Annotated in this window: 14 protein-coding genes; 6 read left to right on the forward strand and 8 right to left on the reverse strand. The window is 72.1% G+C overall.

The annotated features are described in order from the left end of the window. Window positions 1-9: 9 nt before the first annotated feature. Window positions 10-942, reverse strand: a complete 933-nt coding sequence (locus tag FGW31_RS12240; RefSeq protein ID WP_142193446.1) for a trypsin-like serine peptidase — start codon at window positions 940-942, stop codon at window positions 10-12. A gap of 531 nt (window positions 943-1473) precedes the next feature. On the opposite strand from FGW31_RS12240, the gene FGW31_RS12245 reads away from it, so the two are divergent. Both FGW31_RS12245 and FGW31_RS12250 read left to right on the forward strand, forming a co-directional pair. After that, window positions 1474-2685, forward strand: a complete 1212-nt coding sequence (locus FGW31_RS12245) for a pyridoxal phosphate-dependent aminotransferase (RefSeq protein ID WP_142193447.1) — start codon at window positions 1474-1476, stop codon at window positions 2683-2685. 76 nt (window positions 2686-2761) lie between these two features. Next, complete coding sequence (locus FGW31_RS12250) at window positions 2762-3184, forward strand: SCO4983 family protein (RefSeq protein WP_142193448.1); 423 nt, start codon at window positions 2762-2764, stop codon at window positions 3182-3184. Window positions 3185-3314: 130 nt separating this feature from the next. Here FGW31_RS12250 and FGW31_RS12255 read toward each other — a convergent pair whose 3' ends face one another. The 3 genes from FGW31_RS12255 to FGW31_RS12265 all read right to left on the reverse strand — a co-directional run bounded on the left by FGW31_RS12255 (window position 3315) and on the right by FGW31_RS12265 (window position 7175). Continuing rightward, a complete protein-coding gene (locus FGW31_RS12255) occupies window positions 3315-5048 on the reverse strand; it encodes a TolB-like translocation protein (protein ID WP_142193449.1) in 1734 nt (577 codons plus the stop codon). A 90-nt stretch (window positions 5049-5138) separates the two neighbouring features. Beyond that, on the reverse strand, window positions 5139-6770 hold the full coding sequence (locus FGW31_RS12260) for an N-acetylmuramoyl-L-alanine amidase (RefSeq protein ID WP_142193450.1): 1632 nt from the start codon (window positions 6768-6770) through the stop codon (window positions 5139-5141). 165 nt (window positions 6771-6935) lie between these two features. Then, window positions 6936-7175: a hypothetical protein gene (locus FGW31_RS12265; RefSeq protein ID WP_142193451.1), complete on the reverse strand. Its 240-nt coding sequence runs from the start codon at window positions 7173-7175 to the stop codon at window positions 6936-6938. A 132-nt stretch (window positions 7176-7307) separates the two neighbouring features. On the opposite strand from FGW31_RS12265, the gene FGW31_RS12270 reads away from it, so the two are divergent. Continuing rightward, the gene (locus tag FGW31_RS12270; protein ID WP_142193452.1) at window positions 7308-7820 is read left to right on the forward strand and encodes a hypothetical protein; all 513 of its coding nucleotides are present in this window, start codon (window positions 7308-7310) and stop codon (window positions 7818-7820) included. Window positions 7821-7916: 96 nt separating this feature from the next. Further along, window positions 7917-8540, forward strand: a complete 624-nt coding sequence (gene lepB / locus FGW31_RS12275) for a signal peptidase I (protein WP_233452472.1) — start codon at window positions 7917-7919, stop codon at window positions 8538-8540. Here the strand turns inward: lepB and FGW31_RS12280 are convergent. The 4 genes from FGW31_RS12280 to FGW31_RS12295 form a co-directional block, all read right to left on the reverse strand. Further along, complete coding sequence (locus FGW31_RS12280; RefSeq protein WP_142193454.1) at window positions 8528-9421, reverse strand: alpha/beta fold hydrolase; 894 nt, start codon at window positions 9419-9421, stop codon at window positions 8528-8530. The genes lepB and FGW31_RS12280 overlap by 13 nt on opposite strands. Before the next feature lie 215 nt (window positions 9422-9636). Beyond that, window positions 9637-11115, reverse strand: a complete 1479-nt coding sequence (locus FGW31_RS12285; protein WP_161174196.1) for an FG-GAP-like repeat-containing protein — start codon at window positions 11113-11115, stop codon at window positions 9637-9639. Between the two features lie 144 nt (window positions 11116-11259). Next, a complete protein-coding gene (locus FGW31_RS12290; protein ID WP_142193456.1) occupies window positions 11260-11550 on the reverse strand; it encodes a DUF397 domain-containing protein in 291 nt (96 codons plus the stop codon). Continuing rightward, complete coding sequence (locus tag FGW31_RS12295) at window positions 11531-12385, reverse strand: helix-turn-helix domain-containing protein (RefSeq protein ID WP_142193457.1); 855 nt, start codon at window positions 12383-12385, stop codon at window positions 11531-11533. The genes FGW31_RS12290 and FGW31_RS12295 overlap by 20 nt, the downstream gene beginning before the upstream one ends. A gap of 169 nt (window positions 12386-12554) precedes the next feature. Here FGW31_RS12295 and FGW31_RS12300 point away from each other — a divergent pair, with 169 nt between their 5' ends. Next, window positions 12555-12764 (forward strand): hypothetical protein, encoded by a 210-nt coding sequence (locus tag FGW31_RS12300; protein WP_142193458.1) that lies wholly within the window; start codon window positions 12555-12557, stop codon window positions 12762-12764. After that, the gene (locus tag FGW31_RS12305) at window positions 12764-13177 is read left to right on the forward strand and encodes an ATP-binding protein (protein ID WP_142193459.1); all 414 of its coding nucleotides are present in this window, start codon (window positions 12764-12766) and stop codon (window positions 13175-13177) included. Before FGW31_RS12300 ends, FGW31_RS12305 begins: the two co-directional genes overlap by 1 nt. The last annotated feature ends 7 nt before the right edge of the window (window positions 13178-13184 follow it).

Below are 13184 nucleotides of genomic sequence, written 5' to 3' on the forward strand. Positions count from 1 at the left end.
GCGCAGCCGTTACGGCTTGGGCAGCACGCAGCCGCTCGCGCTCAGTTCGAGCTTGTTGTCCACGCCGAAGCAGGCGGGGAACTGGTAGGTCTGCTGGGCGTAGTTGATGCCCTGGCGGACCGTCACGTTCCCGCTCTCGTCGACCTCGCACGGGTTGTTGACCGTGCAGCGCTCGCCGTCCTCGTTGCCGGTGTTGTTGACGGCGACCACCGTGCGGGTGGCGTCGTCCACGACCGGCGAGCCGGAGGTGCCGCCGATGGTGTTGCACTCGGAGGTGTAACGGACCGAGTCCTTCCAGGTCCAGTCGCCCTCCTTCATGCGGTACACGAAGCCGTCCACGGAGCAGCTGTAGATCCGCTTCCAGTAGCCGGAGACCACGCTGATCGCGGTACCGGCCTGCGGGTGGCTGTCCGCGAGGGTCAGCGGGTCGATGCCGTACGCGCTCTTGATCTGCGCGTACGTCGTGCCGAGCCGGTAGACGGCCGCGTCCGTGTCGGTCATGGTCGCGTACAGCAGCCGGTCGGCGCGCAGGGTGGCGACCTTGGAGCCGGAGGAGTTCAGCAGCCCGAAGGTGCGGCTGGACGCCTGGTCGACGACGACCTGGCCGGGCGCCGGGAAGCCGCTCTCCAGGCAGTGGCCGTTGGTCAGCACCAGCGCCGGGTCGTCGGCCGCCGAGTCGGGCATGCGGACGACGGAACCGGAGCAGTTGCTGAGCGAGACGGTGCCGGCGAAGTTCACCGCGCCCTCCTTGGGCGCGGTGAGGCCGTTCAGGGTGTCCGCCGCGGTGCCGACCGTGCTGTTGACGACGTCCATCAACGTGGTCGGGCCCGCGCCCGTGGTCGTGTCCGCGCCCGTGGGGGAAGGCGCGGCGGCGACCGCGGGAGCCGCGCCCGCCCCGGCGAAGGCCAGGGCGCAGAGCGCGACGACGAGAGGTTTTCTCATGGGGGTCCCCTCAATGCGACGACGGGCGACCGGAAATCCTCCGGTCGCCCACAGAATTGTCATGCGCATTGTCAGCACGCGGACGGTGAGGGGGCAAGGACTTGTTTCCGGCCGGTAGCTTCGCCGGACGGCGACTCCGGCACCCGCACCGGAACCCGCGTCCACCTGGACCGTTGCGGGCCCCGACCGCGGCCCGGCCGGCCGTCGACGTCGCCCGGACCAGGGTGGCCCGGGGCCGTGGAGGCGGTGGGGGTCGCGGTGGGGAGGGTCGGTGTGGAGGTGATGGAGGCGTGGCCGCGGGCGTCGCGGGCCGGGCGCGGCGGCGTCCCGCGGGAGCACACGTTCGGCGGAACCCGGCGCTCCGGCACTCCACGCCTCCGCCGCCGCGGCCGAACGGGGCCGAACAGGGCCGCGCGGCGCGGGAACAGGACGACGTCCGGATCCTCGGGCGGACATTCCCGTACGAACCGGTTCGTCTCACGTGTCGGAAAACACGGCCCGAACGGCGATACCGGGTCGTAAGCTCCCAGCATGCAGGTGATCCAGTCGACCAAGCTCGCCAATGTCTGTTACGAGATCCGGGGCCCGGTGCTCGAGGAGGCGATGCGGCTGGAAGCGGCCGGTCACCGCATCCTCAAGCTGAACACGGGCAACCCGGCCGCGTTCGGGTTCGAGTGCCCGCCCGAGATCCTGGAGGACGTCCTCCGCAACGTGTCGTCGGCGCACGGCTACGGCGACGCCAAGGGCCTGCTGGCCGCGCGCCGGGCCGTGGTCATGCACAACCAGACCCTCGGCATCGAGACCGACGTGGAGCACGTCTTCATCGGCAACGGCGTCTCCGAGCTGATCGTGATGGCGATGCAGGGGCTGCTGGACGACGGCGACGAGGTGCTGGTCCCGGCCCCCGACTATCCGCTGTGGACGGCGGCCGTCTCGCTGTCCGGCGGTACGGCGGTGCACTACCGCTGCGACGAGCAGTCGGACTGGATGCCCGACCTCGCCGACGTGGAGCGCAAGGTCACCGACCGCACCAAGGCGATCGTCATCATCAACCCGAACAACCCGACCGGCGCCGTCTACGACGAGGCGGTGGTCAAGGGCCTGACGGACATCGCCCGCCGCCACAACCTGCTGGTCTGCTCGGACGAGATCTACGACAAGATCCTCTACGACGACGCGCGGCACGTCCCCACCGCCTCCGTCGCCCCGGATCTGCTCACGCTCACCTTCAACGGCATGTCGAAGGCGTACCGGGTGGCGGGCTACCGGGTGGGCTGGATGTCGATCTCGGGGCCGCGCGCGCACGCCGACTCCTACATCGAGGGCCTGACGATCCTGGCGAACATGCGCCTGTGCGCGAACATGCCGGGCCAGCACGGCGTGGTCGCCGCGCTCAGCGGACGCCAGTCGATCAACGACCTGGTACTGCCGGGCGGGCGGCTGCGCGAGCAGCGGGACGTGGCGTACGAGCTGCTGACGCAGATCCCGGGAGTGAGCTGTGTGAAGCCGAAGGGCGCGCTCTACCTGTTCCCGCGCCTCGACCCGGACGTCTTCAAGATCAAGGACGACCGGCGGATGGTCCTGGACCTGCTCCGCCGCGAGAAGATCATGGTCGTGCAGGGCACCGGATTCAACTGGCCGGAGCCGGACCACTTCCGGGTCGTCACCCTGCCGTCGGTCACCGACCTGCGGGACGCGGTGGGCCGGATCGCCCGCTTCCTGGACGGCTACAGCCAGCCCTGAGCTTTTTAAGACCGGCTCAACTTTAGACGGAATCCAAGCTAGGATGGTTTCCTGTCAGCACCCAGGAGGCCATCCCATGTACGAGCCGATCCGCAGCAAGTCGGTCCACAGCACGATGGCCGGCACCTCCCACGACTTCCCGCACCGGACCCGCGAGGAAGAGCTGGACATCCAGCTCGCGGGTCATCTGGCCGCGCTGCTCGCCGTCACCGACGAGCTGCGCGCCGCGGCCCCGACGGCCGACCTGGACGCCGCGGCCGAACGGCTCGCCGAGCAGGTCACGCGCCTGCGGGGAGGACATGCGCCGGCCCGCGCGTCGGTGACCACGACGGGCCGCGAGCCGAACGCGCAGGCGCTGCACCGCCGGGCGCACACCCTCGCGGGCCGTGCCCTGGTCGTCGCCGCCTCCCGCGCCGACACGGCGGCCGCGATCCTGGCCGCCGAGCGGATGGACGCGCACACCGCGGCGCTCCGGCCGCGCGAGCTCGCGCCCCGCTGAGCCCTCACCGGGCTCCCTCGGTCGGCCCCGGTCCGCGTGCACCCGCAGCGACGCGCGGACCGGGCGCCACACACCACCGACGGGGCGCCCCGGGCAGCACGCCCGGGGTGCCCCGTCGCCGTGTGCGCGGTCAGCGGGTGACGTCGACCGTCGCCGACGCCGTGGACCCCTCGTGCAGGGCGTCGCCGGGCCAGCTGACCGTGTAGGTCGTCTCGCGCCGGGTGCGCGGCAGGTCGTCGACGGTGAAGGTGCCGTCCGCGGCGACCGTCACCGACGACAGGGTGCCGGTGCCGAGCCGGTCGGTGCGCTGCACCGTCAGCGTGGCCCGCTCGGGCAGCGCCTTGCCGTGCGCGGTGAACGTGCCGGTGATGCGGACACCGGTGCTCATCGACGCCTGCGCGGGCGCGGTGAGCGCGATCGCGCTGGCCGCCTTGCCGACGTACACGGTGTGGGTGACGTCGGTGGCGGGGCGGTGCGTCAGGTCGCCGAGGAACGACACCGTGTACGTGGCCTCGCCGACCAGGTCCGGCTCGTCGAGCACGGTGAACGTGCCGTCGGCCCGGACGGCGGTGGTGCCGAGCTCGTGCGTGCCGTTCGCGTCGGTGCGGGTCGCCGTGACCTTCGGCGGCTCGGCCGGGGCCGGGCCGTCCAGCTCCAGCTTGCCGCGCACCGCCAGCGGCTCACCGGCGACCGCCTCGGCGGGGCCGTGCGTCAGCCCGCCGGTGAAGCGGGCGTCGTACTGGGCGGCCGGCGGCTGGACGACGTGCAGCCAGTACTGGTTGCCGGCGGTGTTGGTGGTGACCGCGAACAGCCGGGAGCCGTCGGCGGACCACTCCAGGCCGCGGGGCGCGACCCGGTCGCCGTCGAGGCTGCCCTCGAAGGCGAACTCCAGCGGCGCGGTCGCGTCGCCCGGGTCGGCGGGCGAGAGCAGCAGGTCGGGCGTCGAGCCGGACGCCGAGGCGCCGCGCGCCAGGTACTTCCCGTCGCCGCTGAAGGCGACGGCGGAGGCGGCGGAGCCGGCGGGCAGCGCCGGGTGGGCGGTCCCGGCGTCGGACAGGTCGGCGGTGTTCAGCAGCCGCGTACCGGCGGCCGCGTCGGCGACGGCGACCTTGGTGCCGTCCGGCGAGAACGCCATGTCCTTGAGGTTCAGCGCGCCCTTGCCGTCGCTGTCGGCGAAACGGCGGCCGGCGGTGCGCACCAGCGTCTCGCCGCTCGCGTCGAACACCGCGAGGAACGGGTCACCGGCCTTGGCGTTGACCGGCTGCCCCATCAGCAGCCGGTCACCGGGGCCGGCCTCCAGCTGCAGCTTGCCGCTGTCCTGCCAGCCGGTGCGCTGCCAGGTGTTGTCGGCCTGGTGGTTGTCCAGGTAGGTGAGCGTCGTGTCGCAGTCCGACATGTAGTTCGCGTACGTCGTCGTGTGGTACGGCTTGCCGCCCGCGAAGGCCATGCTGCGCCCGCAGGTGTCCGTGCCGGCGGTCCCCGAGGCCAGCGGCTGGTACGTGGCGGTGTCGTACCGCAGGATCCCCTCGCGGCCGCCCGCGTACAGGACGCTGCCGTCGGCGTTCAGCGCGAGGCCGGAGATGTGGCGGGTGGTGGTGAGGGTGGTGATCCGCTCGCCGGAGAAGTCGTAGACGGCGATGAGGCCCTTGTTGTCGTAGTAGCCGAGATTGCTGTCGGCGACGTACACGCGCTGGTGCGCGGAGTCGACGGTGAGCGCCGAGAACGAGGTGATCGGCAGCTTGGCCACCAGGGCGGAGGCCGCGGCGTGCGCGGCGGGCGCGGCGGCGACGGTCAGGCCGCCGCCGGTGAGCGCAGCGGCCAGCAGTGCGGCCGCGAGGCGTCTGGTGCGTCGTGCTGTCTTCAACTGTGCCCCCCACAGGATGAGTTGTGTACCCGTGCACCACGGCCGTCCCCCAACCCCCAGTCGGGGAACAGCCGTTCGGATCATGCAAGGTCAGTGAGCGTACATCGATATGCCCGCTGTACGGCGGATTTCCGGAAGTGCGGCGTAGAGCGTCGCGCCCGGGCAGAGCGTGGCGTAGCCGTCGCGGTGCCCGGAGATCGTGTCGAGCGTCGCCTGCTCACCGGTCCGGTAGACGCCGGTGTCGCCCGCGGCGGTGAGCGTCACCTTCGCCTCCGGGTCGACGCCGTGCAGACCGAGCTTCCAGGCGGAGAGGTCGGCGATCGCCTGCTGCGCCGCGGCGGTCGGGGTGCCGCCGTTCTCGTAGTCGCCGAGGAGCGAGACGCCGGAGGAGTAGCCGTTGAAGCCGTAGGTGTGGGCGCCGCGGACCGGCTTGTCGACGCCGCCGGCGCGGCCCTCGAAGACGGTGCCGCACTTGTCGACGAAGAAGTTGTAGCCGGTGTCGCTCCAGCCGTTGGTCTGCACGTGGTACGTGAGGATGGCCCGGATGACGGCGGGCGACTCGGCGCAGTCGTAGTCGTTGGTACCGGCGGTGTGGTGGACGAAGACGGCGTCGACCTTGTCCAGGTAGGACGGCGGGTCGGTGACCAGCGACTCGTCGGCACCCCATTCGGCGCGGCTGACGATGGCCGGTGCGGCGGGCGCGGACGGCGACGCGGAACCGGTCGGTTCCGGCTGGGCGCTCGGCTCCGTCGTGGGTTCGGTGGCCGGGGCCGCGGTGGGCTCCGCGGTCGGCTCCTCGCTCGGCGCGGGGCCGGCGGGGCCTTCCGTCGGCTCCTGCGTCGGGTCGGGCGAGGGCGTCGGTGCCGTGGGCTCCTCGCTCGGGCCGGCGGGCTCGGAGGCCGGCGCCTCGCTCGGGGCCGGGGCGCCGGCATCGGCCGTCGGTTCCTGGGTCGGCTCCTCGGAGGGGGTCGGGTCGTCGGAGGGGGTCGGCTGCTCGGCGGCCGGGGCGTCCGTGGGTTCCGGTGCCGGCTCGGCGGACTGCTCGGGGGCGGTGGTCGGCTCGGCGTCCCCGCCGACGGTCGGGGCACTGGCGGTGGCGCTCTCGCCGGCGGCGGGCCCGGCGGAGGGCTTGCCCTTGCCGTTGCCGTTCCCGTTGGCACTGCCGCCCTTGCCGCCGCTCCTGTCCTGCCCCGTGCCGCCCTTCTCGTCACCCGGGTCGATCATGTCGAGCCGCAGCGCGTCCGGCACGGCCGTCTCCTCGCCGTCGGCCACCACCCGGGCCTCGACCGCGTCCGACGGCCCCACCCACAGCGGCTCCGACGCACCCCGGACCGCCGAGGCGTCGCCCTCCTCCGTCTCCGGTGCGCGGATGCCGAAGTCGAGGTCGCGCCAGTCGGTCCAGGTGCCGCTGTCCGCGCTGCGCGTACGGATCTGCGCGGTGCCCTCGAAGTCGTCGGCGCTGTCCTCCCAGGAGACGCCGACGAGGGAGAACGACTGCGTGTCCGTGCGCGGCAGTTCGCGCTTCTTCGGGTCCTTGCCGTCCAGCGCGAGCGTGTGCGCCCGCGCTGGACGGGAGGTGTCGTCGGCGCCGGTGACCCCGGAGCCGCCGGTCACGGACACCGCCGTCGCCCCGGTACCCGCCAGGACGGCGACGCCGACCGCCAGCCACATCGTGCGCTGCGACGCCCTCGAACGCCGCGCGCGGATTCCCCTCGGACTCATGCCCACCCCTCGTGCAGTGTGTACGTCGTGATCAGTTGTGGCGCGCTGCGGCCGGCCCGGCCGTCGCCCGCGGTGTGCGTGCCGTTCCGCGCGTCGTCCTGTACGCCGCCCTGTGCGCCGTTCTCTGTGCCTCCCGAGAATGCCAAGGGCTGACATGAAAAGGGCTCAGCTTTCGACGACCCGGGTCAATGCGGCATACAACTGGCGTGCATCCGGGCGGTTGTACACCACCGGGAGTGCACCGCGCGAGCGCGCAGACATAAAGGGACGAAGCGACGACGCTTCACCCTTCAAATGCACCTGAATGTCCGCCTGCTTGACAGGCCACCAGACAGATGATCCATAATTCCGCCGCCGCGCCCGCGACCGGTGTTTCGCCTGTTCGCGCGGGTGCTGCACAGCCATGCATCACGCCACCTCCCGCCTGGAGGGCGCGAAGATCGCGGGCACGCCATTGCCGCACGCCGCTTGCGCGGCCCCGTCATCGGAGCCCGAAAGGAGTGGCCGAGCGGTCCCACCGGCCGGAGAGGTTTTTCCATGTGGGTTCAGCGGCTGATCGAGTTGACCAGCTGGGAGCCGTTGAGGCTCTCCGTCGACTGGGAGTCGGTCGAGGGGGAGTTGCAGGCTCCGCTGCCGGCGGACTACAAGTTACTCTTCGAGACGTTCGGTGGCGGCGTCTTCAGTGAGTCCGTCTACTTCTTCGGGCCTTCGGGACCTCCCGCCTTCGACTTTCTCACGCAGTGGCGGGCCTCCCTTTCGGCCGGTGGAGACGATGACGCATACCCTTTCTACTCTCCCGGAGAAAAGGGTGTCATCGTGTGGGCGGCAGCCGAATGGGCCGATGAATACGCCTGGCTTGTGGACGCGCGGAACCCTGGCGCGTATTCCGTTCTCGTCCGAGGTGACGTCGGCGAGTGGCGCACCTATGACATGTCGACTGCTGAATTCCTCTACCGGGTCCTTGCGGATGAGGATTTCAAGCCTTTCGGAATCGCGCAGTGCGACCTTGACCCGACGTTCGAGCCGGGCCGCCCGGTCCACGGCAGTTAGCAGAACAGGCAGCATCAGACAGATCAGATGGATCGGAAACGAGGAGCGTTCGTGACGTCGCGACGTGCGGGCCGCGGACTCAGAGTCGCCGCCTGGGTGCTGGTTCCGCTGGGGTTGGTGCTGTTGCTGGGAGCCGCTGCTGGGATCGTGGGCACCGGTGTCCTGGACCGGGAGCGGATCACCGTCGGAGGTGATGCGATGCGGCCCACCTATCGTCCGGGCGATCGGTTGACCATTGAGCGCGTCGACGAAGCCGGGATACGCCGCGGCGATGTCGTCCTCGTCAGTGTGCCGGGGCGGTACGGGGGTGCGCCGGTCCTGCAGCGGGTGATCGGACTGGGCGGCGACCATGTGGAGTCCCGCGACGGTGCGCAGGTCGTGGTGAACGGCAAGCGGATCGACGAGCCGTACGTGATGCGCGACGAACTCGGCACGACCGGCGCACCGTTCGACGTGACCGTGCCGGACGGGCGGCTGTTCCTTCTCGGCGACAACCGGCCCAACGCGAACGACTCGCGCTACTTCCTCGATGAGCAGTCGGGCAGCGTCGCGGCCTCGGGGGTGCGCGGCCGTGTGCCGCAGGAGGAGCGGGCCGTCTCCGTGGCGCCGCTGGCCCTGGGGGCCTTCGGAGCCGTGCTGACGCTCGTCGGGGTCGGGCTGGGCATCGGGGGGTTCATGGCCGGGCGGCGCACCGGCTACGGCTACGGCTACGGCTCCTGAGGTGCCGGCACGTGACCCGGCGTCCGCTGTCCGAGCGTGAGCATCGCCCCGGTCACGGCGTCGATCGCCGCATCGGGGATCGCCGTGGCGGCGTCCTCGAGGACGAGCAGCCGTGCCCCGGGGATCTCGCGGGCGATCGCCTCGGCGTTGCCGACGGGGAAGAAGCGGTTGCGGCGGCCGTGGACGACGAGCGTGGGCACCTTGATCTCGGGCAGGCGCTCGCGCCAGCGGGGTGTGCAGTCGAGCCGGGAGAACACCATGCCCAGGTGGTTGGCCATCCGGACCGCCGGTGCGGCGCCGGGCGTGCGGTCCCAGATGCGCGCGGCGACCGCGCGTGCGGCGACCGGGTCGTCGCCGAGGATCTCCGCGCCGGCGGCGGCGAAGTCCGCGACCGCCTCGCGGTCGGTCCAGTCGGGCATCGCGTGCGTGAACAGCCGGCCCATCGTCGCCCGGTCGTGGTCGGGCAGGTCGTCGTCGGTCGGGCCGGGCGCGACCGAGCGGGTGCCGACCAGCGTGAGCGCCGAGAACGCGTCCGGATGGTCGAGTGCGGCGACCTGGGCGACCATCCCGCCGACGCCGATCCCGGCGAGGTGCGCGGGCCGGCCGCCGAGCGCGTCGGCGAGGGCCGCCGCGTCGGCGGCGAGGTCGCGCAGGGTGTAGGCGGGCGCCTCCGGGTCCCTGGTCGTCGACTGCCCGCTGTCCCGCAGGTCGTAGCGCACCACGCGGCGCCCGCCGGCGGCGAGGCGTTCGCACAGCGCGTCGGGCCAGGAGAGCATCGTCGTCCCGCCCGCGAGCAGGACGAGCGGCGCGTCGTCGTCGCCGAAGGACTCGATGCCCAAGGTGATCCCATGGACGTTGACAGTGGTGGTGAGGTGAGTCATGCCGGGGCAGACCCGTCCCGCCGCCGGAACTCATCGCTCGCGTGCCGGCCGGTCGGCGCCCCCGTCCGGGTCGGCGCCGCCTGCTGTCGGTGGGCGGCCCCGACCGGTGAGCGAGGACGGACTGCCCAAGGGGTGGGCGCCGCCGTCCCGGTCGGTGAACCAGCGCCGATGCCGGTGGTCTCCGGGGCCGGCGCCCCGAGACCACCGGACGGGGATCAGCCGCCCAGGACGGAGCCGAACTCGGCGTTCGGGTAGGTGAGGCCGAAGGACGCCGCGCCGAAGGAGGTCGCGCCGGCCGCCGTCAGGCCGTCGGCCGTGCCGCGCAGCACCCAGTCGGCGCCGTCGCGCGCCGTGCCGTCGCCGGTGTCCTCGCCCTTCGCCGCGACCGTGAGGTCCGCCTTGCCGTCACCGTCCACGTCGGTGAGGGCCACCGCGGAGCCGAACCAGTCGTCCGCCGCCCCGGTGCCGGGCACGCCGTCGGTGTCCTGGTGGAACACCTGGGCGCCGGTGTCGGTCAGGCCGGTGGCCGAGCCCTTGAGCAGGACCGTCGCGCCGGTTCCCGGCACGCCCCGGAGCGTCGCGCCCGGCGCCCCGGCCGCCACGTCGGCGTAACCGTCGCCCGTGACGTCGCCGACCGCGACGGACGCGCCGAAGTTGTCACCGGACCGGCTTCCGCCCGGCGCCTCCAGCGTGCCGGTGCGCTGGGCGCCCAGGCCCTGCGCGCTGCCGTAGCGGACGTGGACGAAGCCCGCCGCGTCCGCGTACTCGCCGGAGGTCGTCGCCGACGCGGGCACGTGGCCGGTGACGAGGTCGGCGAAGCCGTCGCCGTCGATGTCACCGGCGGCCGTCGAAACGGTCGGCGCCTCGTTCGCACCGGTGGCGTCCGCGCCCGGGTCGGACAGCCAGACCTCCTGCAACCCGCTGTCGCTCCACGTGTAGACGCCGGTGAACTGGCAGCCGCCCTCCGTGCCGCAGTTCTCCGGCCCGGTGACGACGAGCTGGGCGCCCGCGGTGCCGGTGAAGCGGCCCGCGGTGAGGGTGCGCGGCTGGACGTAGGCGTTGTAGTTCTCGAAGTGCCGTACGTCGGTGGGCGCCGTGCGGCCCGCCAGGTCGTCGTACACCCACAGGTTGGTGCGGCTGAGCGTGGCGATCTGCGGGACGCCGTCGCCGTCCAGGTCGGCGACGACGACCTTCTTGCCGTAGTCCTTCTCGGAGGACCACTCGCTGGTGGCGTACGGGCTGGCCAGCGAGATGCCGTCGCCGGTCAGGCCGCTCGGGCCGCCCCACAGCACGCTGACCGTGCCGTAGGAGCTGCTGTACGGCACCGAGTCGCCCGGCGTGCCGACGACGAGGTCGGTGTAGCCGTCGGCGTCCAGGTCACCGGCGGCGTGGGTGGCGCCGAACAGGTCGTGCGAGCGGACGTCACCGGGGACGCCCGCGGAACTCTGGGTGAGGGTGGTCGAGCGGGCGGGCGCGACGCCGTCCGCGGAGCCGTAGAGGACGGTGACCGAACCCGCGTTGACGTGTCCGTCGACGGGAGCGTTGGGAGTGGCGACGACGAGGTCGGCGACACCGTCGCCGTTGAAGTCGTCGGTCGCGGAGGTGGCCGCGCTCGCCGTGGGGGCGAGGGTGAGGGACAGGCCCGCGGCCGCCGAGGCGACCGCCAGGGCGACGGCCAAGGTGCGTGTGCGCAAGATGGCTCCAGTTCGGAGAACAGGTGAGGCGTGGGGGGCCACTTGCACGACGGGCACGGTCGATCAAGGGTTGTACCCGGTCACAAACGACCCCGGTTCGTTCACCTGTGCTTCACAACCGAAGCGCGGAGCAGGACGCGGACGTCAGTCCGTGCGCACTGACTTCAGGGACGCGACGAACGACGTCCACGCCGGCGCGGCCACGGTCAGCACCGGGCCGTGCGGCACCTTGGAGTCACGGACGGGGACGACGGCGGTGTGTGCGTCGCACACTTCGAGGCAGTCGCCGCCGTCGCCGTTGCTGTAGGTGCTCTTGCGCCAGGCCGCCGCGCCGGGGAAAGCCTCGGCGACCTCGACGCAGTTGCCGCCGGTGCCGTTGCTGTAGCTGCTCTTACGCCAGACGGCTGCGCTCAAGTCAACTGCGTAGCTTGCCATTTCTGCCATCCTCAGCCGCTTGCTCGATCAGGGCGAGGGACGCCTCCGGAGGCAGCGCGGCGGCCCTGAGCAGATCGTAGGACCTGCGGTAATCCTCAACGAGGGCTGGATCTTCGATTGTGTCCCCGCTGTGCTGCGACTCCAAGTAGACCAGCGGCGGGGCGTCAGGGAAAGCCATAATCGTGGCCGCACCCATCATGAGGGGGTGTGGCCCACAGTCCCACGGAAGGATCTGCGGCACGATCCGGCGCCGCCGCGCCATCTCAGCGATGTGCTGCCATTGTTCCGCCGACCGCTCAGGCGGAAGGATCGGCTGCCGCAACAGCACTTCCGGCAGGATTGCCCAGTACATGGGGGTCCTGTGGTTCTCCTCGAAGAGCTGAGCTCGCGCCAGCCGCGCGCTGACCTTCTCCTCCACCTCCTCGTCCGGAGCCAGGGGCATGGCGGCCCGGACCAGCGCCCGAGCGTAGGCATCCGTCTGGAGCAGGCCTGGAATCAAGGTCGGGCACCACTCCTCAATGGACTTGGCGTGCTTCTCCGCCTCCAGCACCCGCTCGAAATAGCTGGCGTGCCCGCGCCGCTTCGCCCGTCGCACGTCCTCGCACCGGCGTCGGAAGAAGCCGTCCGTGCCGAGGACCTTGTCCACGTGCTCGGCCAGTTCCGCCGGCATGCGGCGCGTGCCGCGTTCGATCTCGCTGAGGTGGCTCGGGCCGTAGAAGCTGCCCTCGACCAGTTGCTGGAGGGTCAGTCCGGCTTCCTCGCGTTTCCACCGCAACTCGCTGCCGTAGAACGTCGGGACGCTCGTCGAGCCGTCGATGTCCTTGCGCTGCCCCATGGTTCACCGTCCTTGGTGTGCCGTTGCCGCCCGCTTCCCGGCCGCTACCAACTGCCCCGCGCATCCGTGCAGTTCGGAGCCGGGAGCCCGAACCCCTGTCACGCTACGCACACCGGCGGCACAGTGTGAACGGTTCGTCACACAGCGCACCGGAAGGTATGAACCCCACATGCACGACCACTCCCCCGAGGCGGCCGACGCCTGCGTCGAGGAACTGCGGGCCGCGCTCGCCGCCCACGGCATCCGCCTGCCGTCCCTCGGCGTCGACGTCCCGACGTTCGCCTCGCGGTACCCGGCCCGGCCGCTGATCGCGCTCGGCAACTGCAACCTGCTCACCGCGCGGGCCCTGACCGCCGCACTGCGCCGGGACGGCGCGTGATGCGCGCGCCGCTGACGCTGGGGCTGCTCGCCACTCCGGCGGCCGTGGCCGGTGTGCGGCGGGCCCTGGCCGACTACGGCACCGACGTCCAGCTGTGTGCGAGCGAGCTGGTCACCAACGTGGTGGTGCACCTCGGCGAGGGCGTGCCCGTGACCGTCCGCGTGTTCCGTGACGGCGGCCGTACGCGCCTGGAGGTCACCGACCCCGACCCGTGCGCGCTGCCCGTCCGGCGCCCGGCGGTCGGCGCCGACGAGGAGTCGGGGCGGGGACTGGCGCTGCTCGACGCGCTGGCGCTGGACTGGGGCGTGACGCAGGGGTCCGGTGAGAAGACCGTGTGGTGCGAGCTGGTGGCGGAGCCGCCGGAAGGCCGCGTCCTGCCGGGACGCGGGGCGATGTCGGTGGCGTCGGTTTGAATGGCGG

Origin of the sequence: Streptomyces calvus (assembly GCF_006782915.1) — a bacterium.
Classification (GTDB): domain Bacteria; phylum Actinomycetota; class Actinomycetes; order Streptomycetales; family Streptomycetaceae; genus Streptomyces; species Streptomyces calvus.

Bases quoted from the DNA above. Each gene is read 5' to 3' on its own strand.
- FGW31_RS12240 (WP_142193446.1), bottom strand. From the start codon at position 942: ATGAGAAAACCTCTCGTCGTCGCGCTCTGCGCCCTGGCCTTCGCCGGG.
- FGW31_RS12245 (WP_142193447.1), top strand. From the start codon at position 1,474: ATGCAGGTGATCCAGTCGACCAAGCTCGCCAATGTCTGTTACGAGATC.
- FGW31_RS12250 (WP_142193448.1), top strand. From the start codon at position 2,762: ATGTACGAGCCGATCCGCAGCAAGTCGGTCCACAGCACGATGGCCGGC.
- FGW31_RS12260 (WP_142193450.1), bottom strand. From the start codon at position 6,770: ATGAGTCCGAGGGGAATCCGCGCGCGGCGTTCGAGGGCGTCGCAGCGC.
- FGW31_RS12265 (WP_142193451.1), bottom strand. From the start codon at position 7,175: ATGGCTGTGCAGCACCCGCGCGAACAGGCGAAACACCGGTCGCGGGCG.
- FGW31_RS12270 (WP_142193452.1), top strand. From the start codon at position 7,308: ATGTGGGTTCAGCGGCTGATCGAGTTGACCAGCTGGGAGCCGTTGAGG.
- FGW31_RS12280 (WP_142193454.1), bottom strand. From the start codon at position 9,421: ATGACTCACCTCACCACCACTGTCAACGTCCATGGGATCACCTTGGGC.
- FGW31_RS12290 (WP_142193456.1), bottom strand. From the start codon at position 11,550: ATGGCAAGCTACGCAGTTGACTTGAGCGCAGCCGTCTGGCGTAAGAGC.
- FGW31_RS12295 (WP_142193457.1), bottom strand. From the start codon at position 12,385: ATGGGGCAGCGCAAGGACATCGACGGCTCGACGAGCGTCCCGACGTTC.
- FGW31_RS12300 (WP_142193458.1), top strand. From the start codon at position 12,555: ATGCACGACCACTCCCCCGAGGCGGCCGACGCCTGCGTCGAGGAACTG.
- FGW31_RS12305 (WP_142193459.1), top strand. From the start codon at position 12,764: ATGCGCGCGCCGCTGACGCTGGGGCTGCTCGCCACTCCGGCGGCCGTG.